The following is a 23081-nucleotide window of genomic DNA, read 5'->3' as shown; positions in this document are numbered from 1 at the left end:
TATTGCCTCAGCGAACTTCGGCGAGATAGCGGTCGACGAAGGCTTTTTGCACGTTTTCCATCTCGCCCCAATCCACGCTCTTGGCGCGGGCATAGTCGCTGTCGGGGAGGAATTTGCCCTTCACGGAAGCCGACAGCTCGATCGGGCGCGAGGGGCGCAGATAGGCATTGGTCCAGATCGCCTGCCCCTTGTCGGAGAGGAGATAGTCCATCACCTTCTTGGCTTTCTCCTTGTCGGGCGCGTTCTTCACCAGACCGACGACATAGGGAAACGCCACCGACCCCTCACAGGGAATGACAAACTCGAAGTTGCCCTTCTCCGAATATTTCGCGCGATAGGCGTTGAAGTCGTAGTCGAACAGGATCGGCATCTCACCGGAGACCACGCGGGCATACGACGTCTGTTTGGGTACGATCGGATCGTTCTTGCGCAGTTCCTTGAAGAAGGCGATCGCCGGATCGAAATTGATGGGTGAGCCTCCCAGCGCCAGATTGACGGCGACCGCGCCGACATAACCGACCGCCGCAGACGACGGGTCGAGATAGCCGACCATCCCCTTGTAGTCGGGCTTCAGGAGGTCCTTCCAGCAGGCCGGCACCGGCTTGCCGCCGAGCGCATCCTTGTTCACGAACAGGCCGAGCGTGCCGGAGTGGATCGTGGTCCAATAGCCGTCCGGATCCTTGAGACCGGCGGGGACCTGATCCCAGTGCGCCGGCTTGTAGGGCTCGAGCGCGTCCTGGGCTTTGGCCTTCATGCCGAAAGTGACGCCGAAATAGCCGATGTCGCCGACCGGGTTGCTCTTCTCGGCCAGGATCTGGGCCAGCGCCTGACCGGAATTCTTGTTGTCATGCGGAATATCGTAGTTGAGGTCCGCCTTGATCGCCTTCAGCATCGAGGCCCAATCTGCCCATTCCGGCGGGCAATTGTAGCAGATCACGTCGGCCGCCCTGGCAGATTGCCACGGCGCGATCAGTGTCAGCGCCAGCAACGCGAGGACAAGGCGGACGGTCTTCATGAGAGGCTCCGGTCTGGGAGAGCATGCAATGCGGATTTCAACATCAACGGAGCGACCAAGTATAGACCACGCATGAAGGTTTTGCGACGCGCTTGCTGCCGTGCAGCAAAATGCAGCGGCCGGATGCCAACGATCGGATGCTCGCGGCAGACCTCCGTTTCGCGCTAGGCTGCCAGCCAAAAGAGGAAGTGCCCATGTACCAACCGCCCGGCGTCAAGACATCGTCCGATCTTCCCGTCCCCGACCTGATGAAAGCCTGGGTCCTTGGCGACCCCGACCAGCTCCTGCTGCGCGAGAAGCCGACGCCGACCCCGTCGCGCGCCGAGGTGCTGGTGCGCATCGACGCGGTTGCGATCTGCGCCACCGATCTCGAGATCATCCATGCCGGACCGCCCGCAAGCATTCAGGGCGGCGCGCCCTTCAACAAGAACTTTACGCCGGGTCACGAATACATGGGCACGGTTGCCGCGCTTGGCCCTGATGTCGACGAGTTCAGGATCGGTGAGCGGGTCAGCGTCGAGATCCACGCCGGCTGCGGCCAATGCAAACGCTGTCGCCAAGGCATGTACACGTCCTGTCTCAACTATGGAAAGCCCGAGAAGGGTCACCGCGCCAACGGCTTTACGACCGACGGCGGGTTCGCCGAATACGCGGTCAACCACATCAACACGCTGGCGCGCGTACCCGACACCATGAGCGACGCGGAAGCAACGCTCGTGGTGACTGCCGGGACATCGATGTATGGCTTGACGGAATTGGGGGGATTGGTGGCCGGCGAGAGCGTCGTGGTGATCGGCCCGGGGCCGATCGGTCTTCTCGCAGTTGCGGTGGCCAAGGCGCTCGGCGCAAGCCCGGTTATCCTGACCGGTACGCGCAACAAGCGGCTGGCGATCGGCGGGGAATTGGGGGCCGACCGCGTCATCAACATCAACGACGAAGACGCCGTCAATGTCGTGAAGCAACTAACAGGGGGGATCGGCGCGGACTATGTCGTCGAATGTGCCGGCACCGAAGCGACACTCAACCAGGCCATTCACATGACCAATCGCGGCGGCAAGATCTGTCTAGCGGCCTTCCCGCACGAGGCCGCGACGCTGGATATCGCGCATCTCGTCCGGAACAACATCTACGCCTACGGCATCCGGGGCGAAGGCCGCGGCGCAACGCACCGCGCGATGGAATTGATGGCCGCGAAGCGTTTCGACGCGACCAGGATCCATACGCATACGTTTCCGCTGGCCGACCTGCCGATGGCGCTGAGATACGCGCGGGACCGCGTGGACGACGCGATCAAGGTCGTCGTCAGCAATCGGAAAGCCGACGCGATCGCGAGCGCCGCGGAATGAAGCCGGTTCGGGTCACAGAAGCACGAACCCGAGAGCCAGCTCACACTGAGCAGTAGCGCTCCTTGATCTCGTCGTCGGCAAGCAGCGCCTGCGCGGACGCCTGATGCACGACAGCCCCCTGGTCCAGCACGTAGGCACGATCGGCAATGCCGAGCGCGAGTTCGACGTTCTGCTCGACCAGCAGAACCGTCGTTCCCTGCGCCTTCATGTTGCGGAACAACTCGAACATCTCGTCGACCAGGACGGGCATGATGCCCTCCGACGGCTCATCCAGCATGATCAGGTCGGGCTTCGCGATCATTGCCCGCGCGATCGCCAGCATCTGCTGCTCGCCGCCGGACATCGTGACCGCCTCTTGATCCATGCGCTCGGCCAGTCGGGGGAAGATCGCAGCGATCTCGTCGATTAGCTCGCCTTCACGGTTCTTCTCCTTCGATGCGACCAGCCCGAGCCGCAGATTCTCTCGCACGGTGAGCCCCTGCACAATCCGCCGCTCCTCTGGAACGTAGGCCAGTCCCAAAGCAAACCGCACATGCGCCGGCTGGCGCAGCAACTCTTCACCCTTGAAGGTGATCGAGCCGCGCGTCCGCCCCATCAAGCCCATGATCGATTTGAGCGTCGTCGTCTTGCCGGCCCCGTTGCGGCCAATGAGACAGACGATCTCGCCCCGAGTCACCTCGAGACTAATATCCTGCAATGCGTGACTTGCACCATACCAGGCATTGAGCTTGCTGATCTGCAGCATCGCGTCAGTGCTCCCGCTGGCCGAGATAGACGCGCTTCACCGCCTCGTTCTGCCGAACCTCTTGCGGCGTTCCCTCGGCCAGCAGCTCTCCGTGGTGCAGTACCAGGATGCGATCGCTGATCCCCAGCACCAGCTTCATCTTGTGCTCGACCAGAATGACCGTACGCTCCTTGGCGAGTTTCACGATCAGATCCATCATGGTCCGAGTTTCTTCCGGGCTCATGCCGGCCGTCGGTTCGTCCAGCAGCAGCAAGCGGGGCTGGCTGGCCAGCGCCATGCCGATCTCCAGTGCCCGCTGCTCGCCATGGGCCAGCGTCTTGGCCGCGCGTTCCCGCGATTCCCACAACCCGACGAGAGCCAGCAATTCGTCCGCCCGCTCGGTCAGTTCGGTCAGGCGCGCACGGGGACGCCAGATGTCGTATCGCGACACCAGCGCCTGCACACCAACGCGGATGTTCTCTCGTGTCGTAAGCTGCGGAAACACGCTGGTGATCTGAAAGGATTTTGCGATCCCCATATGCGCAAAGCGGTGTTGCGGCAGACCGGCGACCTCCTTGCCTTCAAACTCAACACTGCCCTTCGTCGGCGGAAAGGCGCCGCACAGCAAGTTGAAGTAGGTGCTCTTTCCTGCCCCATTCGGACCAATAATGGAGGTGATCGCTCCCCTGGCAAACTCAGCCGAGATGTTGTTGAGGGCGACAAACTTTCCGAACGTCTTGCCGACGCCCCTGGTGCGCAGAATGACGTCTCCTGCCTGACGTGCCGCAGCGCTCATCGTCTACCCCGCGCGATCAGCGTGCCCCAGATGCCGGCTGGGAAGAACAACACGCATGCAATGAAGATGGCTCCAACGATCAGCTGCCAGTGAACGGTCCACACCGAAACCACATTCTCCAGGACTAGGAAAACCGCGGCGCCGACCATCGGCCCGAAGAACGTCCCCATCCCGCCCAGAAGAGCGATCATCACGACCAGGCCCGAGGTCTCATAATGCAGGATCTCGATCGGAACGATCGACAGATGCAAGGCCTGCAAGGCGCCCGCGAGGCCGCAGAAGCCGCCCGATAAAACGAAGGTCAGCAGTCGGGTCTTGGTGACGTCATAACCGGACGCGCGGGCACGCATCTCGTTCTCCCGCACAGCCTCGATGACGGCACCAAAGGGCGACGCGAGAATGCGCGACATCATAAAGAATGCGGCGATGACAAAAGCCGCGATGACGTAGTACCGGATCATCGGATTGATGAAGTCGATCCGCAGGCCGAACAGATCGATGGTGCGGACGTTGATGCCGCGAAGGCCGTTCTCGCCGCCGGTCAAGTCAACCGCCTGGTAGAAAAGGTAGTAGACACACTGTGACAGCGCCATCGTGACCATGGCGAAGTAGATGCCTCGGGTCCTGATCGCGAGCACGCCGATCAAGAGCGCCATCAACAATCCGCCGGCGACCCCGGCGGCGATGGCCGCATACCACGGCCAGCCGAAGTGCACGATGGCGATACCACAAAGGTAGGCACCGGTTCCGAGCAACGCCGCATGACCGAACGAGAGGAGACCCAGATAACCAAACACGAGGTTGAAGCCGAGGGCGTATAGCCCATAGATCAGGATGTTCACTGCGAGGGCCGTGAACGGCATCACCAGCGGGAAGACCAGGATGACCGCCGCGACGATACTGGCACGGTGCCGCGTTGCGAACTCGTACCAACTACCCGTCCTGGCATTGGGCTGCTTGATCGATTGAGTGGTTTCGGTCATGCCGCGCTCAGCTCATCAATCCGGCGCGGCCGAAGAAGCCTTGTGGACGAACGATCAGAACGAGCGCCATCAACGCGAAGATCGAAACCTTGGCCATCTCCGGCGCGAACAGCGAGGTCATGCTGACCACCACACCAACCAGCAGGCCTGCCAGGACCGCGCCGCCGATCGACCCCATCCCTCCAACAACGGTCACCACGAAGGCTTCGGCCAGAATCGTGCCGCCCATCTCAGGGATGACACCCTGGAGCGGGGCAGCCAACAGGCCGGCGAAACCCGCAATGGCGGTGCCGATCCCGAACACGATCAGCCAGACCTTGGAGACATCGACCCCAAGAACGCGGACAATCTGCGGATCGCGCGCGCCGGCGCGGATAATCAACCCGAAGCTGGTCTTCTCCAGAAACAGCCAGAGCGCCAGCAGAACGACAGCCGTAGCGCCGATCACGAACAGGCGGTAGAGCGGGAAATAGCCGACACCAATATCGACGGCGCCCTGCAGAACCTCTGGCGTGTCGAAGGGGTAACCGGTCTTGCCGAAGGCAATGCGCACGCATTCGACCATCACATAGCTCAGCCCGAAGGTCAGCAGCAGCGGATAGTCGATGCCGCGGCCGTAAAGCGGCCGGATCAGCACGCGTTCGACGGCGAGGCCAAACAGTCCGATTGCAATCGGCACCGCCACGAGGCAGATCCAGAAATTGCCCCCGATCGAGATCAGATAGAGTCCGACATAGGCGCCGACCATGTAGAACGCGCCGTGGGCGAAGTTGACGACCGTCAACATGCCGAAGATCAGCGAGAGGCCGATAGCAAACAGTACATAGATGGCGCCGAGCGCCAGCCCGGCAAACAGTTGCAGCGCAATGAGGTTAAAGCTGAGGCCCGCCATTTGTCCCCCCTCAACACGGCGCGCACCGGCCCGCGGTACGCGCCGTCGTAAGCTCTCAGGCCTTGCGGCCGAGCGCTTCGCAGCTGCGCAGGTACTTCTCATTGGGTTCTTCGGTCGACAGGACCTCGAACACATCGGACTCGTTCTTCAGGTCCTTGGACTTCGACTTGATCACGAGCACCGACTGCACCGACTGGTGATCGCATTTGCGATAGTATTGCGGCCCCTTGTAGTAGTCGTACTTGAGGACTTCCAATGCAGCGACGACCTTCTCGGTCTCCCCGCTGCCGGCGCCCTTGACCGCCTCCAGCACGGTCCGAACACCGCCGTAGCCGAGCGCGCCATAGTCGGTCGGCAGCTTGCCGTCGTACATCTTGCGGAAGGCGTCATTGAACGCCTTGGTCGAGGCGAACTTGTCCTCGATGCCCCAATAGAACGAGCAGCCGCCGACGACGCCTTCGAATGCCTGGGGACCCGCCGCGACGCGGCTGGCATGGGAGAGCAATGGTGCGATGATCTGGATCGACTTCTTGATGCCGAAGTCGGTTGCCTGTTTCAGCGCGATCTGCTGGTCCCGGCCGAAATTGCTGATGCAGAGAATGTCAGGTTTCAGCGCCTGGAGCCGCGGCAAAAGGGTCGAGAAATCAGTCGTTCCCAACGGATGGCGGATGTCGCCGAGGTTCTCGATGTTGAATTCCTTGCCGACCTCGAGGAAGCCGCGAACCATTTCGTGACCGTAGGCATAGTCCGCCGTCAGAAAAGCAACCTTCTTGCCGAATTTGGCGAAGGCATAGCGGCCGACCGCGCCTGACGTCATGTGCGGGTTCAGCGCTTCGTGGAACGTAAATTTGCTGAAGTCGGCCGCCTCGTTGATGGCGTCGGATTGGCTGATCGAATTGAAGATGACGCCGCGCTCTTTGGTAACGTTGTTGATCGCAAGCTGAACCGCCGCGGACAGACTGCCGACGACGAAATTCACCTTCTCCTTCTCGACGAGCTCCAATGTCCGCGTCGCCGCCTCACCGGGATTGAGCTTGTCGTCGCGTACGACGAGCTCGGCCTTGCGGCCGTTGAGACCGCCGGCATCGTTGAACTGGGCGACGGCCAGCTGACCCGCCCGCACCTGGTCCTGGGCCTCGGCGCCATACGGACCGGTCAAGGGAACGGGGAAACCGATCTTGATGGGTGCTTCCTCGGCCTGGAGCAGATTGATGCGAAAAGGCGAGACGGCGAGAGCGGCGCCGGCGCTTGCCGTCGTCAGCAGACGACGCCGCGATATCGACCCAATCTTAGCGACCTTGTTCGTCATGACTATTCCTCCCCAAGAACTGTCTGTGCTTTGCTTATCGTGTCGTTGCCCGGAACGTCTCCACTCAGATCCGTCCCAAGGCCGTCAGGATAACCTGAGGCGTGAGCGGAATCTCGGTAATTATTGTGCCGAACGGCCGTAGCGCGTCGTTAACGGCGTTGGCAACCGCAGCTGCCGCGCCGGCTGTCCCTGCCTCGCCTGCCCCTTTGGCACCCAGCTCCGATTCCTGCGTCGGAGACACGACGTGGCCAACCTCGATATCGGGCATCTCGCCAGACATCGGGACGAGGTAGTCCGCCATGTTGGCATTGGTCAGCTGACCGCGCTCGTCATAGATGCATTTCTCGAACAGCGCCGCACCGAGGCCCTGCACGACCCCGCCCCGGATCTGCTCGTCGACCAGTTGCGGGTTGATGATGGTGCCGCAGTCCTCGACCACCCAATGCTTCAGCAGCTTCACGAACCCGGTCTCGGTATCGACCTCGAGCCATGAGGCCTGAACCCCATTGGTGAACGCAAAGGGATACTGGCGCGGCACGAAATGTCGGGTCGCCATCAATTCAGGCTGGATGCCTGGCGGGAGGGTGTCCGGACGAAAATAGACGATCCGCGCCAGCTCGTTGAGCTCGATGCGTGGCGTACCGTCGTCAGCATTGACGATGCTGTTGTTGACGATATCGAGCCCGGCCGGCGACGATTGCAGGATGGCCGCGGCGACATCCAGAATATTCTGGCGCAGAGCCTTGGCGGCCTGCAACGCGGCTTCGCCGCCAATGCCGGCGCCGCGCGAGGCCCAAGTGCCGCCGCCATAGGGCGTATTGTCGGTGTCGCCCAGGATGACGCGGACCCGTTCCATCGAAACGCCCAGCACGCTGCCCACGATCTGGGCAGTCAGCGATTCCGAGCCCTGCCCCTGCTCCGTGATGCTGGTCTGGCAGATCACCGAGCCTTGCGCGTCGAGCCGAACAGCAACGCCGTCCTGCGATGAAATTCTTGCGCCGCCGACACCGTAGAAGGCGGCGCTGGGATTGGTCACCTCGATGAAGCTCGCGATTCCGATGCCGCGGTGAACGTTTCTGGCGCGCAAAGCCGCTTGCTCCGCACGCAATGCATCGTAGTCCATCATCTGAAGCAGCTTGGTCAACGTGGCGTGGTGCGAAAGCTGCTCGAACTTCATGCCCGAGGGCGATGCACAGGGATATGCGTTGTCGGCGATCAGGTTGCGGCGGCGGATTTCGACGGGATCCATGCCGATCTTCGCCGCGGCAAGGTCAACCAGGCCTTCAGTGACGGAACAGGCGATCGGGTGCCCGACCGCCCGGTACTGACACATCACGTTCTTGTTCTGGAAGACGACCCGCGCTCGCGCTCGATAGTTCGCCGTGACATATGGCCCGCCAACCAGATTGACTACCTGATTGGCCTCGATGGCGCTAGTGCGCGGATACATCGAATAGGGACCGATCCCCGTCAGGTCGTCGATCTCGAAGGCCGTGATGGTGCCGTCCGGCCGGACACCGATCCGGCCCCTGCATCGATGATCGCGGGCGTGAATGTCCGTGTTGAAGCTCTCGACACGGTCGGCCACGAATTTGATCGGCCGCCGCAGCAGCTTCGACAGCGCATAGGTCGCCATTTCGTCGGCGTAGATGTGGACCTTGATGCCGAACGAGCCGCCGACGTCCTTGCAGACCACCCGGACCTGCGCTTCCCTTAGCCCGAGATGCAGCGCCGCGATATTCTGCACCATGTGAGGTGCCTGCGTGCCCTGATAGATCGTGAGCCGCGCGTCGGCTGCATTCCAGTCGGCAACCACCGCCCGCGGTTCAAGCGTCACGCCGGTGTGGCGCCCGAACACAAATTCGGCCTCGACGACCTCGGAATCCGACAATGCCTGGTCGACATCGCCGGCATCAAGCGTCCGTTCAAAGGCAAGATTGTCACCGAGCGAAGCGTGAATGACCGGCGTTGCCGGATCGAGTGCGGTGCACATGTCCGTGATCGCTGCGAGTTCCTCGTAGTCGACGACGACATGCTCCATGGCATCTTCAGCTGCCGCACGGCTGGTTGCGACAATCGCCGCGACTGCCTCACCCTGCCAACAGGCGCGGTCGACCGCGATCGCGTGCTGCGGCGCCGACTTCAATCCCTTCAGGTGCGAAAGCACACCTACCCACGGCGTGATGACGGCCTCGAGCTCGCGACCCGTGACGATGGCAATGACGCCTGACATGCGCCGCGCCGGGCCGGCGTCGATCGCCACGATTCTGGCGTGGGCATGGGGCGACCGCAGGAAGACCACGTGCGCCATCCGGGGCAATTCCAGGTCGCTGACGTATTGTCCGCGCCCTTGCAGCAGCCTGTCGAGGTTCGGCCGCGGCACCGTCTTGCCGATATAGGAATTCGGGCGATCGAGCACTGAAAGTGCCTCTGCTGGGGCACGGGTCTCGGTCATACACGCTGCTCCGCGCGCCTCTTGGCCGTTGCCTCCACGGCATCCACGATGGCCTGATAACCAGTGCAGCGGCAATAATTGCCGGAGAGGTGCTCGCGGATCGCCTGGCGATCAGGCGCGGGAAAATGCTTCAGCAAGTCTTGCGCCGTCATCAGCATCCCAGGCGTACAGTAACCGCACTGCAATGCGTTACGTTCGCGAAATGCCGCCTGAAGGTCGGCGATTTCGCCGCTGTCGGACAACCCCTCGACTGTCTCGACCGACGTCCCCTCCGCCTGGACCGCCAGCATCAGGCAGGAGCGAACGATCTCACCATCGATCCGCACGGTACACGCACCGCAAACGCCGTGCTCGCAACCGACATGGGTTCCAGTCAGCTTGAGATTTTCGCGGAGGAAATCGGCGAGGTTGAGCCGCGGCAGGACAAAGGCATCGATGCGCTCGCCGTTGACAAGAAGTGAAATGGGCACCGGAGCGCTCACCTGGTCACTCCTGCTTCCAGTTCGGGCCGCGCCAGTAACGCAGCCACGCAGCGCCGCAGCAAGACTACGGCGAGGTATCGTCGCATCGCCGGGCTCGCCTGCTGATCTTCCTGCGGATCGAGCTCATCAGCCAGCGCTGTCGCCGCCTCCGCGAGCAAAGCAGATGTCACGGATGCGTTGATCAGCTTCCCGGCGGCCGCTGCGAGCAGCGGTCGGTCGCCAACGGCAAAGAAGCCGAGCCGAAGATCCGAGAACCTGCCGGCGGCAACAACAGCACGCGCGGCGAGACCAACGACGGCATAGTCACCATGCCGCCGGGCATACTCCTGAAAGAAGAATGACGCGCCGTTGCCTGCGACCGGCACCTCGACCGCGACCAGTAACTCGTCCGGCGACAGCGCCGTCTCGTAGATTCCCTTGAAAAACTCCGGCGCAGCAATCCGGCGCTCACCGGCCGGGCCACGAACAACGATCGTGGCACCGAGTGCGACAACACAGGCCGGCAGTTCCGATGCCGGATCGGCGTGCGCGAGGCTGCCGCCAATCGTCCCGCGATTGCGGATTGCGGGATGAGCAACGTGGGCAACGGCATCGCGCAATAGCGGCGCGTGCAGCGCAATCTCCGGCGATCTGAGCAAATCGACATGCCTGGTCAGCGCGCCAACGACCAGCAGGTTTCCTCTCACCGCGATGCCACGTAACTCGGCAAGACCGCCAATATCCACCAGAACGTCGGGAGACAAAAGCCGCAGGTTCATCGCCGGCATCAGGCTCTGGCCACCCGACAGAACCTTCGCCCTGTCACCATGCGCAGCAAGCAGCTCCAGCGCATTCACGACGCTGGTCGCGCGGGCGTAGGCGAAAGCCGCGGCTTTCATGCGGGCGTGGCCTCCCGGCCAATTTTGGTTTGCCCGATTAGAGGGCCGCCCTATTCAAAGGTCAAGCTTGTTTATCGAGTGATTATTTGTGCGGCAGGGCTTGTCTTCGGCACGGGAAGGTCGCAGGTTCCTGGCCAACTAAAGTTCAACGCGCAGGGAGGCGGATCATGAAGCTCGGCTTCTTTACGATGCCGATCCATCCTCTCGAGAAGGATTGGCGGCAATCGCTCCGGGAGGATCGTGAAGCCTTCCTGCTCGCGGATGAGCTCGGGTTCACCGAGGCATATGTCGGCGAACATGTCACCGACAAAGCCGAGAACATCACCTCGAGTATCGCCTTCATTGCCTGGCTCGCGGCCGCAACCAGGCAGATCAAGCTTGGAACCGGTACCATCAACATGCCGAACACTCATCCGGCATCGGTCGCCGCTTCCGTCGCCATGCTCGATCACATGCTTGATGGCCGCTTCATTCTTGGAATTAGCCCGGGGGGATTGCTGTCTGACGCGGAAGTTTTCGGCAATCTCGATGCCGACCGCAATGCGATGTTCCTCGAGGCGATCAACCAGGTCCTCGAAATCTGGGCGCGGACGCCGCCGTATGATCTGCAAGGCAAATATTGGAATGTCTCGGTCAAGAAAACTCTGATCGAGGACATCGGCCAGGGAATCGTGGCTCGCCCCCTGCAGACCCCTCACCCACCGATCGTGGTGACCGCGGTTGCGCCATTCTCGAAGGGCGTCACGGAAGCCGCGGCGCGCGGCTGGGATCCGATCTCGGCGAACTTCCTGATGCCTGCCTGGGTGAAGAGCCACTGGCCCAAATATGTCGAGGGTTGCGAGCGTGTGAACCGGGTCGTCGACACCGCCAATTGGCGTGTCGCCAAGAGCGTGTTCGTGGCAAAAGACGCAGCAACGGCGAGGGCCTATGCCACGTCGCCTGACAGTCCCTACGTGTACTATTATCACCAGCTGTTCACGAAACTGAAACGCAGCGGCCGGCTCGAATTGTTCAAGACACGACGGGATCAACCGGACTCGGAGGTCACCCTCGAGTCGATCTGCGACAGGCTGATCATCTACGGCACACCCGAAAGCGTGGCCGACCAGCTGCTGATGTTCCAGGAAGAGATCGGCATCTTCGGAACCTTGCTCTATGCCGGTAAGGACTGGAAGGATCGCGAGCTTGGTCGTCAATCGATGATCCTGATGGCCGAGAAGGTCTTGCCACAGATCAACGCCGCCGCCGGATCATCCGCGTGACCAGGGAACTTCAACGTGGCTTTCACTGATCGTATTCCGTACCAGGCTCAGGTCGACCGACCGAAACTGACATTGCCCGATGGCAAGAAACTCGCCGTCTGGGTCATCCTCAATGTCGAGGAATGGCGTATCGAAAATGCGATGCCACGCACCGTGCTGAGTCCACCGATGGGCCAGCCACTGTTGCCTGACGTGCCGAACTGGTCGTGGCACGAATACGGCATGCGCGCCGGCTTCTGGCGGCAATTCAAGGCCCTCACCGACCGAAAGATACCGGTGACGCTGGCCACGAATGCAAACGTCTGCAACAGCTATCCACGCGTGGCGTCGGCGGCGCGCGAAGCGGGCTTCGAATTCATGGGACACGGCTTTGTCCAGGGCCCGATGCACAAGGTCGAGAACCAGGCGGACGCGATCAAGCGTGCGGTCGACACAATTGCTGGATTTACTGGAAAGGCACCGCGATCATGGGAAAGCCCGGGCTTGACGGAGACCGAAGAAACACTCGAACTGCTGCGCCTCAACGGGATTGAATATGTGGCCGACTGGGTAATCGACGATCTTCCGCAGGATATCGCCACGCCGTACGGAACTGTGACCACGATTCCCTATTCCGTCGAGACCAACGACATTGTCATTCACGCGCTGCAGCACCTCCCATCGGAGCAGTTCCTGACGCGCTGTACCGACCAGTTCGATCGGCTGTATCTCGAAGGCGCCGAGAACGCGCGGATCATGGCGATCTCGGTGCATCCCTACATCACGGGGGTGCCGCATCGAATCAAGTACCTGGAGGCCCTGCTCGATTACGTCATCGGCCATGATGGCGTAGCGCTGATGACAGCGAGCCAGATTGGAGATTGGTATCGGGATCAGATGGCGGTAAGGTAGCGCGGCTCAACCGACGATTTTGATCGGCGCTCGTCGACGGTCGGTCGCGCTTTCCGCCATCCTCTCAAATCCCGCAAGGAAGATATCCAGCGCATCACTGATCATCTGCGCCTTGTCCTCGAGGACGGGCGCTTCGTAGATGTACTTGCGCACGCCGTAATAGAAGATCCCGCCGTGAAACACCCAGGCCAGCTCCAGTTCGGCGGCGCTGGGCCTGCTTTGGGTCGCGAGGCCGGCGTCGTAGCGGCATTCCCTGAGAATGCGCGTCAATATCTTGTCCTTGACCATGCCGACATACCAACGGTTGATATCGAGTCCCTTCAGGCCGGAGTAGAGATAGATTCTGAGCCATCTGCGGTTGAAGATCGCATCCGTATAAACTTCGTAGAATTCCTGCAGCCGCACACGAATCGGACGCGACCGATCCGAGAGCAATTTCTCCCAACCGATCTCCAAGGGCTCCAGATAGACCTTGCGGTAGACCTCCTTGATGAGATCATCCTTGCTCGGAAAGTAGCGATAAAGCAGCGGCTGGGTTACGCCGAGCTTGCGCGCCAAGGCACGCGTACCCCCGCCAAACCCTTCCTCGGCAAAGAGCTCGGTTGCCTTGGTGACGAATTCACTGCGACGATCGTCGGCTGATAACCGCTTCTGCTTGGCATGTGCTCGCTTGGCGGGTGTCTTTCGGTTCATGATGCGTTGCCATCATCGTCAGCCTGGAACCGGCCAAAACCTCCCCGCGCGAACAACAGCGGATTGTTCCGGTTGTAGGCGTACGCTTCCACCGCTCCCAGGAAAATGACATGATCTCCCCCGTAGTAGCGGTTGGCGGCACGGCATTGAAAATTAGCGACCACACCGTCAAGCACAGGGGCATTCCCAAGACCTGGTTTCCAGCTCACACCCGCGAACTTGTCACCCGACGACCTGGCAAACTGCGTCGCCAACGTCTGCTGTGACATGTCGAGAACATTGACCGTGAAATGGCTGGCATTCTGGAAGATCGGCAGTCCCTGCGAAAACATCCCCAGGCTCCACAGCACCAGTGGCGGATTAAGCGACACCGACGCAAAGGAATTGCAAGTAATTCCGTACGGCCGTCCTTCGGCCGACATCGCGGTCACGATCGTCACACCGGTTGCAAACGTACCGAGCGCACTGCGGAAGTCACGAGGATCGATCGTCGAACCGTCGCTTGCGAGCTCACTGGCCGGATCCGGCGGATGTTTGGGTGAGTCGGACATCCGGCCAGCCTCAAAGCGTCAGGTTTTCAGACGGCAACCCAAGAGCCACCCGCCCGTAATTGGTGCCCGCCGCGTCGAAGTTGAAGGCAAGGTGTGAGTTCACCGCGTGTGCATCGCGGAATTGGCGCTGCAATGCACCCGAGCTAAACAAGCTGCGCGCCCCGCTCGCTGCAAATAGCAGTGACACCGCCTCGGTACATAGATTGACCGCGAACGCGCCATCGCGCCGGAGCTTCGTCTTCGCCGCAATGCTCGGGATCTCGCCACGCCGGACCTCCGCAAGCACCTCAATGCAATTCGTGCGCATGATCAGCCGCGCTGCATCTACTTTCGCGGATGCCTCGGCAATCTTGATCTGTGTGCTCTGCAGGTCACCGATCTTAGCCCGGTTATATGTTGAGGCGCGGTGGCGCGCGATCTCGACGTAATCGTCAAGGCAAGCCTGGGCATTCCCCAGACCGACACCAGACAGCACGTAGGGAAACAACGAGAAAACCGGAAGCATGTAGAGCGCATTCGGATCAGCGACACTGCCTGGCGTTGCGCCGCCGGCAAGATCGCTGACGGCAACGGTCATGTGCTCGGGAACGAATGCGTCGGTTACCCGCACATCGTTCGATCCTGTTCCGCGCAGGCCCGCCGCGTTCCAAGTGTCGTCGATGCTGTAGTCGCGTTTGTTGAGCAGGAACAGCCGATACTCGACGCCGTCAGCCTCATCATCCGAGGCAACTACGCTCGCGAGCATGTTCCACCCGCATGCTTCTACCCCGGACGAGAACGGCCAATGACCGCTCAGCATATATCCGCCGCTTGTCTTCCTGGCTCGACCTGCCGGGAACACAAAGGAAGATGCTATCAGCGTATCGGGATTGTCGTCCCACACGGCGCTCTGCGCCTCGGGCGCGAACATACCCAGCATCCAGTGGTGGCTCGCAAGATTGGCAAAGTTCCAGGAGACCGAGGCGTCGCCCTGCCCCAGGGCGTCGGCGCAATCGACCAGCGCAACATAATCGAGCTCGCTGCCCCCGACGCGTTTGGGCTGCAGGATTCGGAAAAGCCCACAATCGTGCAAATCTCGCTCGGTCTCGGGCGGCAAGCGGCGCAGGTCTTCGGTCCGCTGTGCCCGTTCGCGCAAGAGCGGAACAAGCGCCCTAGCTCGTGCAACCATGACCGAATAGCGATCCATATCGGGGCCTGGCGGCACCTTCGCGTCGAGCCCGCGGCCAACCTCAACCATGGTCTCTTCCTTCGTTCAATCTCCAAACATTCGCACAACCGGGCCGATCGGCTCAGTTTATCGAGCGATCACCAGAGATCAAGACGCGCAAGCCTCCATCCGGCGAATTCGAAGCGCCGAACTCTCAATTGCTACCACCGGCGTCCAGTGACGGAACGCTCTCAGCCATGCTTCGTCCGCGCGGGAAAGGGCATTCCAGCATTCTCCCGCCCATGACTTGATGCGCGGTGCTGGCCAGCGACCGTGGCTTGCCAAAGGGGCTGCCTACGAACCGGAAACGCCGAGGAGCCCGGTAGCCAATCGACCACCGGGCGCTCCACGTTGTCAGGCTGTCGGCAACGATCTAATTCACCACGCGGAATCTAGACGAGCTCCTTCCGCCAATACAGCGTATGCTGCCATGCCCAGGGCGAGGCAGGTTCGAACAGCCGATACCCCCGGCGAATGAAGTTGTTCGCCGAGTAACGATTGTCCGTCGTATCCGAAACGATCGCTTTCCAGCCGGCTCGCCGCGCTCGCGCTTCCAGCGCCCGAGTAAGCCGCACCTGCAGGCCGTGGCCGCAATGCTGCATCACGACCCCGACGCGGCACAGATATCCGGCGTTGGCAACATGGGTTGACGGAACGACACCCGCGAATGCAATCGGCTTCAGCCCACGGAAGGCAATCCACCAATACCCCTGCTCGAAGTCGGGCACACGAGTCCCATCGCAGAAGGTCAGCTGATGCAGCTCGGCGAGCGCATCCGAGACCTCCTCGTCCTGCGGATCAACCTCGCGTATCCTGTACATTCTCCACACCTCGAGATTCTATTGCCCGTCAAGGTACCTGGCTCTCCCGTCTGGAGGGAGATGCGCTCGCTCCCCGCAACACCGATTACTTTCCAAGCGTGGCCTTGATACCCAACCAGACTGCGCCGACGAATCCGGTGGCGATCACGGTGATCACTGCCTTGAAAGTGTAGCTTTGCGCCTGCTCTACGCTCTTTCGCCACCGCCGGAGGTGCTGGAAGTCCGCGCGCAATTCTTCATCGAGCACGGCCGGAAACCACGGATTGTCGCGCCAGTTCGCATTAACGACGATTGCTCCGGGCGGCAGGCGTACCCGAAGGAAGTCATCGATCGCATCGGACTTCCGTCGCGGATTCCAGCTCGCCCACAATTCAGAGCCCGGCGCACGGATCGTCGGCCGCAACAAGGCGAGGCTATGCGCGCTCAGCGATTGCGCCTCGTCGATCCAGGCGACCTTGAACCCCTCGAGACTTTTTATCGAGTCCGCCGTGTGATCCCGCATGCCCCGGAAGATCACCACGCCGTCACCGGGCGTCGCGATCCTGTCCGAATAGGTCTTGAACCCCTGGCCGACGCCAAGCGACGCAATCTTGCTTTCGATCAGCCGCTTCGACGATTGCGCCAGCGTCCGCTGCGCCTCGCGGATGCAAACCGCGAGCGTACCGCGCTCGGCCTGACACATCTCGACCAGGAGTTCGCCGAAGAAATGCGACTTTCCCGACCCTCGGCCGCCGAATGCTCCCTTGTATCGCGCCGGCTGCAACAGCGGCTCGAACACTTTTGCGGTTGGAATTTTCAGGATCGACAAGGCTGCTCTCGGTAATGCACGACGGCTTGCTCGCCCACCCGATAGCGAGCCGCGATCATATCGCTTGAATGATCATTGACGAGGGCGCGCCCTGATCAGGTCGGCAAGCCAGGCGTTCAGATTGCCATTCTGCCGCGCTGGATGTCTCCCGAATACCAAACACCGACGGCGGCAGATATCGCATCGGCTGTCCACTGGACGGGCCCACCGCTCTGGTCGAAGCCGAAGGCGTGCCCGCAAAAGCCCCGAAGCGCTCGTCGAATGTCGCGGGCCGCCCCACCTGCGGAATCGGAGTCGACGGAACGAACGGCACGGCCGGCGCTCCTCCGTCGAAATGGCTCATGCGGCGCAACGAATGACTGCGTCTCGTAAAGTGGTCGCGACGATGTAGCCGATCCCGCCGAAAGCTGCCCGCCAGTGCCGAACCGGCCGAAGGCACCGGAATGGCTTGGCGATGGCCCGAGATAATCATAGCCCGGATCGCGCGCCGCGGCCTCACGCGGAAACAAGCTGCGCGCAGGAGACGCAGGATGAACTACGCGAATTCAGCGGATCGCTGCCGTAGAGAGCTTCCCAATAGGCAGGGTTTGAATCATAGAGAGCCCGCGCTTGGGGATAATCACTAATACCGAACTCCCGCTTAATCCGGTCAGCATACGCTTCCGGCTTGCTCAGATTATTACGGAAGAGCTTTTGGAATGCCTTCCAACCCTCGCCCTTCACAGCTTGCAATACCAACCGCCTGGCGAACTCATCCAAGAACAATTGCCACACAAGTAATCTCCACTTCAGCTAGAGGCACCGGAAAAATCCCACAAAATAGCGCGGAGCAATTGCCCGTTTCCGGAACCGTCGGCGCGTCGCTTCGAAAGCTCTGATATCTTGGGATGAAAATGCCCGTCGAGGCGATCAGCGCCACAATGCGCGATCGCCGCAAAACTGCCGGAACAGTTCAGTCGTTTGATCTGGACGTCCAGTATCGCTTCGCAAAAAATACGAAACGGGCTGCCCAACTAGACCCGCTACGTCACCCCACGAACCATAAAACCGCTGCCAGATAGAGCGCGCGGATAACAAGGCCGATCCCGCTGGCGACGCCCGCTCCTAGCTCCAGCCTCCCAAAGCCGTCGCGCCGGCCGCCCAACCAACCAGACTCTCCTTCGTCACAACCATAGGCGGCCACCCGAATTCGTCCCAACGAGACGACTGGCAAAATGAGCCGCGCCACAGTGTATCCAATCACGTTAACGACGAAATAGAGGAACATCGCAACAAAATCTTGGACAATCCACATTGGCCCCTCGCCATCGCGCGCTCTGCTTGGACACGCCATGATTGATATCATACCGGCTAGCACGCAGGTAAGAGCCCCCCGCTGTACCGGGCACACGATGCCGCGAGTGGCCACGATAGCGGCCCGGGCTCTCGATGGCGTGATTGAACGTTTGGGAAAGACCTTCGACAAAGCAATTCAAGCCATCCGTTGGGTCCGGTGAACTGCGGCCGCAGCTCTCAGGCATCCTCGCCCTCAACCTCCTCGGGAGCGACGATGACGCGCTCGATGCGGTGCACAAGTTCGAGCGCTCCGTCACCGTTTTCGATCGCCTGCGGCGCCTTGCCCCAGCCGCGATCGAGGATGGCGTTGGCCGCGGAGACGCGGGCAGCCGGAGTGGCGCTGGTTGATCGCATCACGCCAACCAGCGCATTGAGTGCGCTCATCGTATGGCTCCGCGCGAGTGAGCGGATCTGGGTGATCGTCTTCGCCAAGCTATTTCTCCTCCCAATCAGACGGGAGATATTCGCTCGGAGCCGTGTCCACATCATTCGTGTCAGGGTCGGGCAACACCGAGCGAAATGCGATCGTGGGAAAATCAGTTCGTTCGCCTTCGTGGCGCGGACGGGGGATGAATTGTATGATCTCGGCGCTCATGCAAACTCCGACAATGCAATGGCGATCAGGCCCGCGAGCGCGAGCGATATCAGATGAGCGGTCATGCAACCTCGTTGATCGGCCGTCAGCGCGTTGAGACGGCCATGGAATGAATGTGCGGCAGATCGCGCAGCGGGCGGCGATCTTTGGGGCGCGAACCTTATCCCTGACGAATGGGGCCGCTGGCGGCGCCGGCTTTCGCCGCGCCGCTGGACCGGCGCGTTCGCGCGCACCGGCCAATTTCGTGCTCGTTTCAATGGGTTCGGACGGCGGCTCGCTAGCGACGCGCAGGCGACGGGCTGGGGGATGTGGCGTCGTGACGTTGCGGCCGCCGTCCGATTGGTGAAACGGCAAAGAAAAAGCCCGCCGCGGATTGCTCCGCGCGGGCTCAACAATTTCTGATTTTCGGATTATGCCCCTGAGTTGCCCGACGTGTCAAACGTTTTTACGAGCTAAATGCGATCGGTAAAATGTGATGCGTCGACTTCGACGATGAGAAACCGCCCTGATCGAAAGTCGATGCATGATCTGGAATCGCGACATGAGCCGGGCGCCGATCGCCGTATGCTTGTTGCGATGATGCCAGTGTGCCGCTGAGTTGCCCGACGCGTCAAGTGGGCAAGCGGCTCACGACGTTGGATCGACATCAGGACAGTTTTGGCTCGCGTCGGTTGACCCGCGCCGCAGTTTGATTGCAAGGAGGAGCGTCGATGTATTTCGTTGCTGCCGTGCTCGCGGTCCTGTCCGGCATGTTCTACGCCGCGGGCCATCATCAGATCGGATCACTCGGGACCACGATGTGCCAGTATGGCGGCATCTTCTGCGATAGCCCGGTGCTGGTTCTCGTCGGTGCGGGATTTGCCGCAGCGTGGGGCATGCTTGTCAGCGTTCGCTGATCGTCCCGCAGTATTCCGACCATCGTTTGTGCCGCTGATTTGCCCGACGAGTCAATTGCTGCGCTTTGCGTTGGAAGCGGTTCTCAAGAACGCCCCGCATCTATTGCGGCAGATTCGGGTTTGCCGGTTGAGCGGGCTTCGGACCTGGAGGAGCTGGTTCGATCGGCGCCTTCGGCTCGGTCGGCATCACCTTTGCGCCCGCCGCGCGGGCCGCCTCGCCCGTCGTTGAATAGTTGGCGGAAGCGGCCGGCTGTACCTTCGGCTTGCTCCAGGGACCATGGTCGACGATCAACATGCCGAGCACGCCTAGGATCGCGACCACGGCTGCAACCAACAGCGGCGTGCCACCGTGCCGATTTCGATCCTTGGCCGAGCTTCGATCTTTGACCGGGTGGCCATCCGATATGCCATGCGCCTGCATCGTCATCATCGTCTCCTCCACGGAGACAAGCCGCGACCGGCACATAAGTTTCCGGTTCCCGATGTGAAGCGAGGTGTGGAACCAATCCCCGACTGCTGAATTTTCCCGGTATGTGGCTGTCGACATGCGCGCGCGGATAGCCAAGGTAGCGGCCACCTTTTAGTGAAATCGCGGCACGACATGAGCTCTGAAACACCCGAGTCTCCGCTTCAGCCCACGCTCGGTGAGCGGGCGATCGACACTGCGACGGACGTTTCGCGCACCATCACGGAGGTGTCGGACGGACTTCGAGCCGCGGCCGATCGCCTCAGCGACGCGATCGCGACCTCGCGCCGGCCGGGCGGCGTCCTCGCCACCGTGAGCGCGGTCACCCGGGAAGCGCCGCTCGCAAGCCTGTTTGTCGCGTTTCTGCTCGGCGTTGCTGCGGCGCGCCGGCGCTAGACGTCGCCCGCCGCGAGGGCCGCCTGCCCTAGAACTTGCCTTTCGTGGCGTCCTTGGTCGCAGACATCACGCTTCCGCTGATCTGCCGCATGTGTTCGCCGGCATTGGTGAACTGGCTGCGTAGGAATTCCGACTGGATCCGCATCGCCTCCTGCAGATCCGTAGCGTGCACGAGCTTGCGTGCATGCTCGAACGCCGCCTTCATGTTCTGCTCAGTGAACGACAGCGCCTGTTTGGAAATCTCGGTCCCGGTGCCCGGCATCGCCGTCATCGACTTGCTCGCGGCGTCAAAGAACAGGCTGAAGGCCTTCTCGGCCTGGTCGATGGTCTTTTCCGCGAGATCGCGCAACTCCGCGGGAACTTCAAGCTTTGGCTCAATCATGATCGCGCCCCCTGAAATAAGCGTCTGGCACGTTAGCATAGATTGTGACGGCGTCAGCGGCGTATCGCCAACCACGACAGGCCCCGCTCGCCGCTCCAACCGAGGAAAAATTACCTAGCAGGGCAGACCGCGCCACCCACCGATTCCAATCATGTCAGCACTGTGGCATAGTGATTCGACCTCGTCGTGGTCGCGTTCGCGTCTCTTGGGGAATAAGGGGATCCGATGCTGCGCGCCGTTCGTCCAACACCGACCTGCACCCGCTTCAAGACCAGCATAGAGATGCCGTGCATGAAGTGCGGCACGCAGATGCGGCTTGCCTCGATCGAGCCGCGCGACCAGGTCTACGATTTGCTGACCTATCAGTGCGCACCCTGCAATTCCGGCGAAAGCTTCCTGAACGCGCGCTAGGCCATCGGCCCGTTCAGTCGTTCAGCACCGCGGCCCCCGCCTCCGTTAGCTCGGGCTCGTCGTCATGCAATTCGACCAGACCGAGCCCGGCGAGGACCCGCAGATCATCGTCGCTGACCGGTGACAATTTGAGCCTGCGAGCCTGGATATCGCGAAGGGTCCAGCGCAAGCCGATCGCGCGTTCAAGTGAAAATTCAGCGAATGGATTATCTGCCATTCACTTCGACTAGTTCCGCATTTGGATCAGACTTTGTCTTTGCCGCGGCGGCTTCGTGGACACCACAGATTGACGGCGCGATCGAGCGGCCCGGCGTGCCGATCACGTCATCGCTCCAATGTCTCTCGCCGCGGCTCAATAGCGATAGGGATCGATATCGAGCAGCGGGAATGCGCTGAACACGCTCGGCAGATTGGTCGGCGTCGCCGGATTCAGGTACGACTTGTCCAGCTCGGCGAAGCTCGTGACGCCGAGCAGGCCGAGACAGCGGATCACCTCGTCCTCCAGCAATTCCAGCATCCGCACAATGCCTGCCTCGCCGGCCGCGGCGAGCGCCCAGCATTGCAGACGGCCGATCCCGACCAGGTCGGCGCCCGAAACGATGGCCTTCACGATGTCGGTGCCACGGCAGATCGAGCCGTCGACCATGATCTTGGCCCGGCCCGCGACGGCCTGAACGATCTCGGGAAGGACATGCATCGAGCCACGGCCGTGGTCGAGCTGCCGTCCACCATGATTTGAGACGTAGATCCAGTCGACCCCGTGATCGAGGGCGATCTTGGCGTCTTCTGCGGTGGCGATTCCCTTGAGGATCAGCGGAATCTTGAACTTGTCCTTGATCAATTTCACCGTCCGCCATTCCAGCCCCTTCTGGAAATCGCCGCCGGTGGCGCGGATGCGGCTTTCGCGGACATAGCGCTTGGCGATGTCGCGCTCACGCCGGCTATAGTGAGCCGTGTCGACGGTGAGGCAGAACGCGGCGTAGCCGTTGTCGATGCTGCGGCTGACCACATCTTCGACGAACGCATCGTCGCCGCGCACATAAAGCTGGAAGATGCGCAAGGCGTCGGGCGCCGCCCTGGCGGTGTTCTCGAGCCCAGGCTCCGATACCGAGCTCAACATATGCGCCGCGCCGAACGCTCCCGCTCCGCGCGCGACGGCCGCGCCCGCATCCTGATCGAAGATCTCGAGCGCACCGACCGGCGCGATCATCACCGGAAGCCGGAGCTTGCGGCCGAATACTTCGGTCGATGGATCCACATTGATGACATTGCGCAGCACGCGCGGACGGAACGCGATTTCGTCGAGCGCCATTCTGTTGCGGCGCATCGTGGTCTCGGTCTCCGAGGCGCCTACGATGTAATCCCAGGCGTTCTGGTTCAGCTTGGCGCGGGCCTTTTGCGCGAATTCGTGCAGGTTCTGGAATTCCTCGCCGCTGGCGCCGAGTTCGACGTTGCGCGCCTGCCGAATGGGGGTCCCGTCATTCATG

The 23081-nt window shown here is 61.5% G+C and carries 27 protein-coding genes and 1 pseudogene; 6 read left to right on the top strand and 22 right to left on the bottom strand.

Annotated features, from left to right (window positions below; translation table 11 throughout):
• Window positions 1-7 precede the first annotated feature (7 nt).
• The gene (locus XH92_RS16150) at window positions 8-1015 is read right to left on the bottom strand and encodes an ABC transporter substrate-binding protein (protein WP_194460067.1); all 1008 of its coding nucleotides are present in this window, start codon (window positions 1013-1015) and stop codon (window positions 8-10) included.
• 194 nt (window positions 1016-1209) lie between these two features.
• Here XH92_RS16150 and XH92_RS16145 point away from each other — a divergent pair, with 194 nt between their 5' ends.
• Entirely contained in the window at window positions 1210-2361 is a 1152-nt protein-coding gene (locus tag XH92_RS16145) for a zinc-binding dehydrogenase (RefSeq protein WP_194460066.1), read from the top strand.
• 40 nt (window positions 2362-2401) lie between these two features.
• Here XH92_RS16145 and XH92_RS16140 read toward each other — a convergent pair whose 3' ends face one another.
• The 8 genes from XH92_RS16140 to XH92_RS16105 all read right to left on the bottom strand — a co-directional run bounded on the left by XH92_RS16140 (window position 2402) and on the right by XH92_RS16105 (window position 10880).
• On the bottom strand, window positions 2402-3106 hold the full coding sequence (locus tag XH92_RS16140; protein WP_194460065.1) for an ABC transporter ATP-binding protein: 705 nt from the start codon (window positions 3104-3106) through the stop codon (window positions 2402-2404).
• Between the two features lie 4 nt (window positions 3107-3110).
• Complete coding sequence (locus XH92_RS16135; protein WP_194460064.1) at window positions 3111-3881, bottom strand: ABC transporter ATP-binding protein; 771 nt, start codon at window positions 3879-3881, stop codon at window positions 3111-3113.
• Window positions 3878-4864: a branched-chain amino acid ABC transporter permease gene (locus tag XH92_RS16130; RefSeq protein ID WP_194460063.1), complete on the bottom strand. Its 987-nt coding sequence runs from the start codon at window positions 4862-4864 to the stop codon at window positions 3878-3880. The genes XH92_RS16135 and XH92_RS16130 overlap by 4 nt, the downstream gene beginning before the upstream one ends.
• Before the next feature lie 7 nt (window positions 4865-4871).
• Window positions 4872-5756: a branched-chain amino acid ABC transporter permease gene (locus XH92_RS16125; RefSeq protein WP_194460062.1), complete on the bottom strand. Its 885-nt coding sequence runs from the start codon at window positions 5754-5756 to the stop codon at window positions 4872-4874.
• Between the two features lie 55 nt (window positions 5757-5811).
• Window positions 5812-7065, bottom strand: a complete 1254-nt coding sequence (locus XH92_RS16120) for an ABC transporter substrate-binding protein (protein ID WP_194460061.1) — start codon at window positions 7063-7065, stop codon at window positions 5812-5814.
• A 64-nt stretch (window positions 7066-7129) separates the two neighbouring features.
• Window positions 7130-9520 (bottom strand): xanthine dehydrogenase family protein molybdopterin-binding subunit, encoded by a 2391-nt coding sequence (locus XH92_RS16115; RefSeq protein ID WP_194460060.1) that lies wholly within the window; start codon window positions 9518-9520, stop codon window positions 7130-7132.
• Window positions 9517-10002, bottom strand: a complete 486-nt coding sequence (locus XH92_RS16110; RefSeq protein ID WP_194460059.1) for a (2Fe-2S)-binding protein — start codon at window positions 10000-10002, stop codon at window positions 9517-9519. The genes XH92_RS16115 and XH92_RS16110 overlap by 4 nt, the downstream gene beginning before the upstream one ends.
• Entirely contained in the window at window positions 9999-10880 is an 882-nt protein-coding gene (locus tag XH92_RS16105) for a xanthine dehydrogenase family protein subunit M (RefSeq protein WP_194460058.1), read from the bottom strand. Before XH92_RS16105 ends, XH92_RS16110 begins: the two co-directional genes overlap by 4 nt.
• 167 nt (window positions 10881-11047) lie before the next feature.
• Here XH92_RS16105 and XH92_RS16100 point away from each other — a divergent pair, with 167 nt between their 5' ends.
• A complete protein-coding gene (locus tag XH92_RS16100) occupies window positions 11048-12142 on the top strand; it encodes an LLM class flavin-dependent oxidoreductase (protein WP_194460057.1) in 1095 nt (364 codons plus the stop codon).
• A 15-nt stretch (window positions 12143-12157) separates the two neighbouring features.
• Window positions 12158-13033 carry a polysaccharide deacetylase family protein gene (locus tag XH92_RS16095; RefSeq protein WP_194460056.1) on the top strand — a complete coding sequence of 292 codons (876 nt, stop codon included), beginning with the start codon at window positions 12158-12160 and terminating at the stop codon, window positions 13031-13033.
• Window positions 13034-13039: 6 nt separating this feature from the next.
• Here XH92_RS16095 and XH92_RS16090 read toward each other — a convergent pair whose 3' ends face one another.
• The 9 genes and pseudogenes from XH92_RS16090 to XH92_RS16050 all read right to left on the bottom strand — a co-directional run bounded on the left by XH92_RS16090 (window position 13040) and on the right by XH92_RS16050 (window position 19043).
• Window positions 13040-13726, bottom strand: a complete 687-nt coding sequence (locus tag XH92_RS16090) for a TetR/AcrR family transcriptional regulator (protein WP_194460055.1) — start codon at window positions 13724-13726, stop codon at window positions 13040-13042.
• A complete protein-coding gene (locus XH92_RS16085) occupies window positions 13723-14277 on the bottom strand; it encodes a flavin reductase family protein (protein WP_194460054.1) in 555 nt (184 codons plus the stop codon). The genes XH92_RS16090 and XH92_RS16085 overlap by 4 nt, the downstream gene beginning before the upstream one ends.
• Before the next feature lie 10 nt (window positions 14278-14287).
• Window positions 14288-15514 carry an acyl-CoA dehydrogenase family protein gene (locus tag XH92_RS16080; protein ID WP_194460053.1) on the bottom strand — a complete coding sequence of 409 codons (1227 nt, stop codon included), beginning with the start codon at window positions 15512-15514 and terminating at the stop codon, window positions 14288-14290.
• Between the two features lie 362 nt (window positions 15515-15876).
• The gene (locus XH92_RS16075) at window positions 15877-16305 is read right to left on the bottom strand and encodes a GNAT family N-acetyltransferase (protein ID WP_194460052.1); all 429 of its coding nucleotides are present in this window, start codon (window positions 16303-16305) and stop codon (window positions 15877-15879) included.
• A 304-nt stretch (window positions 16306-16609) separates the two neighbouring features.
• Window positions 16610-17083: pseudogene (locus tag XH92_RS16070) on the bottom strand (phage terminase large subunit); the annotation flags it as partial.
• A 525-nt stretch (window positions 17084-17608) separates the two neighbouring features.
• Window positions 17609-17887, bottom strand: a complete 279-nt coding sequence (locus XH92_RS16065) for a hypothetical protein (RefSeq protein ID WP_194460050.1) — start codon at window positions 17885-17887, stop codon at window positions 17609-17611.
• Window positions 17888-18140: 253 nt separating this feature from the next.
• On the bottom strand, window positions 18141-18407 hold the full coding sequence (locus XH92_RS16060) for a hypothetical protein (protein WP_194460049.1): 267 nt from the start codon (window positions 18405-18407) through the stop codon (window positions 18141-18143).
• 218 nt (window positions 18408-18625) lie between these two features.
• Entirely contained in the window at window positions 18626-18880 is a 255-nt protein-coding gene (locus tag XH92_RS16055) for a hypothetical protein (protein WP_194460048.1), read from the bottom strand.
• Window position 18881: 1 nt separating this feature from the next.
• A complete protein-coding gene (locus tag XH92_RS16050; RefSeq protein ID WP_194460047.1) occupies window positions 18882-19043 on the bottom strand; it encodes a hypothetical protein in 162 nt (53 codons plus the stop codon).
• A 710-nt stretch (window positions 19044-19753) separates the two neighbouring features.
• On the opposite strand from XH92_RS16050, the gene XH92_RS16045 reads away from it, so the two are divergent.
• Window positions 19754-19939, top strand: coding sequence for a hypothetical protein (locus tag XH92_RS16045; protein ID WP_194460046.1), 186 nt, complete (start codon window positions 19754-19756; stop codon window positions 19937-19939).
• A 100-nt stretch (window positions 19940-20039) separates the two neighbouring features.
• Here XH92_RS16045 and XH92_RS16040 read toward each other — a convergent pair whose 3' ends face one another.
• Window positions 20040-20360, bottom strand: a complete 321-nt coding sequence (locus XH92_RS16040) for a hypothetical protein (protein WP_194461291.1) — start codon at window positions 20358-20360, stop codon at window positions 20040-20042.
• A 180-nt stretch (window positions 20361-20540) separates the two neighbouring features.
• Between XH92_RS16040 and XH92_RS16035 the strand changes: the two genes are divergently transcribed.
• The gene (locus XH92_RS16035; protein WP_176530039.1) at window positions 20541-20801 is read left to right on the top strand and encodes a hypothetical protein; all 261 of its coding nucleotides are present in this window, start codon (window positions 20541-20543) and stop codon (window positions 20799-20801) included.
• 28 nt (window positions 20802-20829) lie between these two features.
• Here XH92_RS16035 and XH92_RS16030 read toward each other — a convergent pair whose 3' ends face one another.
• Window positions 20830-21183, bottom strand: coding sequence for a phasin (locus tag XH92_RS16030; RefSeq protein ID WP_029079996.1), 354 nt, complete (start codon window positions 21181-21183; stop codon window positions 20830-20832).
• Window positions 21184-21408: 225 nt separating this feature from the next.
• On the opposite strand from XH92_RS16030, the gene XH92_RS16025 reads away from it, so the two are divergent.
• Entirely contained in the window at window positions 21409-21594 is a 186-nt protein-coding gene (locus tag XH92_RS16025) for a hypothetical protein (protein WP_194460045.1), read from the top strand.
• A 13-nt stretch (window positions 21595-21607) separates the two neighbouring features.
• Here the strand turns inward: XH92_RS16025 and XH92_RS16020 are convergent, their stop codons facing one another.
• Window positions 21608-21763 carry a hypothetical protein gene (locus XH92_RS16020; protein WP_371818041.1) on the bottom strand — a complete coding sequence of 52 codons (156 nt, stop codon included), beginning with the start codon at window positions 21761-21763 and terminating at the stop codon, window positions 21608-21610.
• Between the two features lie 183 nt (window positions 21764-21946).
• Window positions 21947-23080, bottom strand: coding sequence for an alpha-hydroxy acid oxidase (locus XH92_RS16015; protein WP_194460043.1), 1134 nt, complete (start codon window positions 23078-23080; stop codon window positions 21947-21949).
• Between the last annotated feature and the right edge of the window lies 1 nt (window position 23081).

The organism is Bradyrhizobium sp. CCBAU 53421 (assembly GCF_015291625.1).
Classification (GTDB): Bacteria; Pseudomonadota; Alphaproteobacteria; order Rhizobiales; family Xanthobacteraceae; genus Bradyrhizobium.
This window is presented reverse-complemented; position numbering and strand designations above follow the sequence as displayed.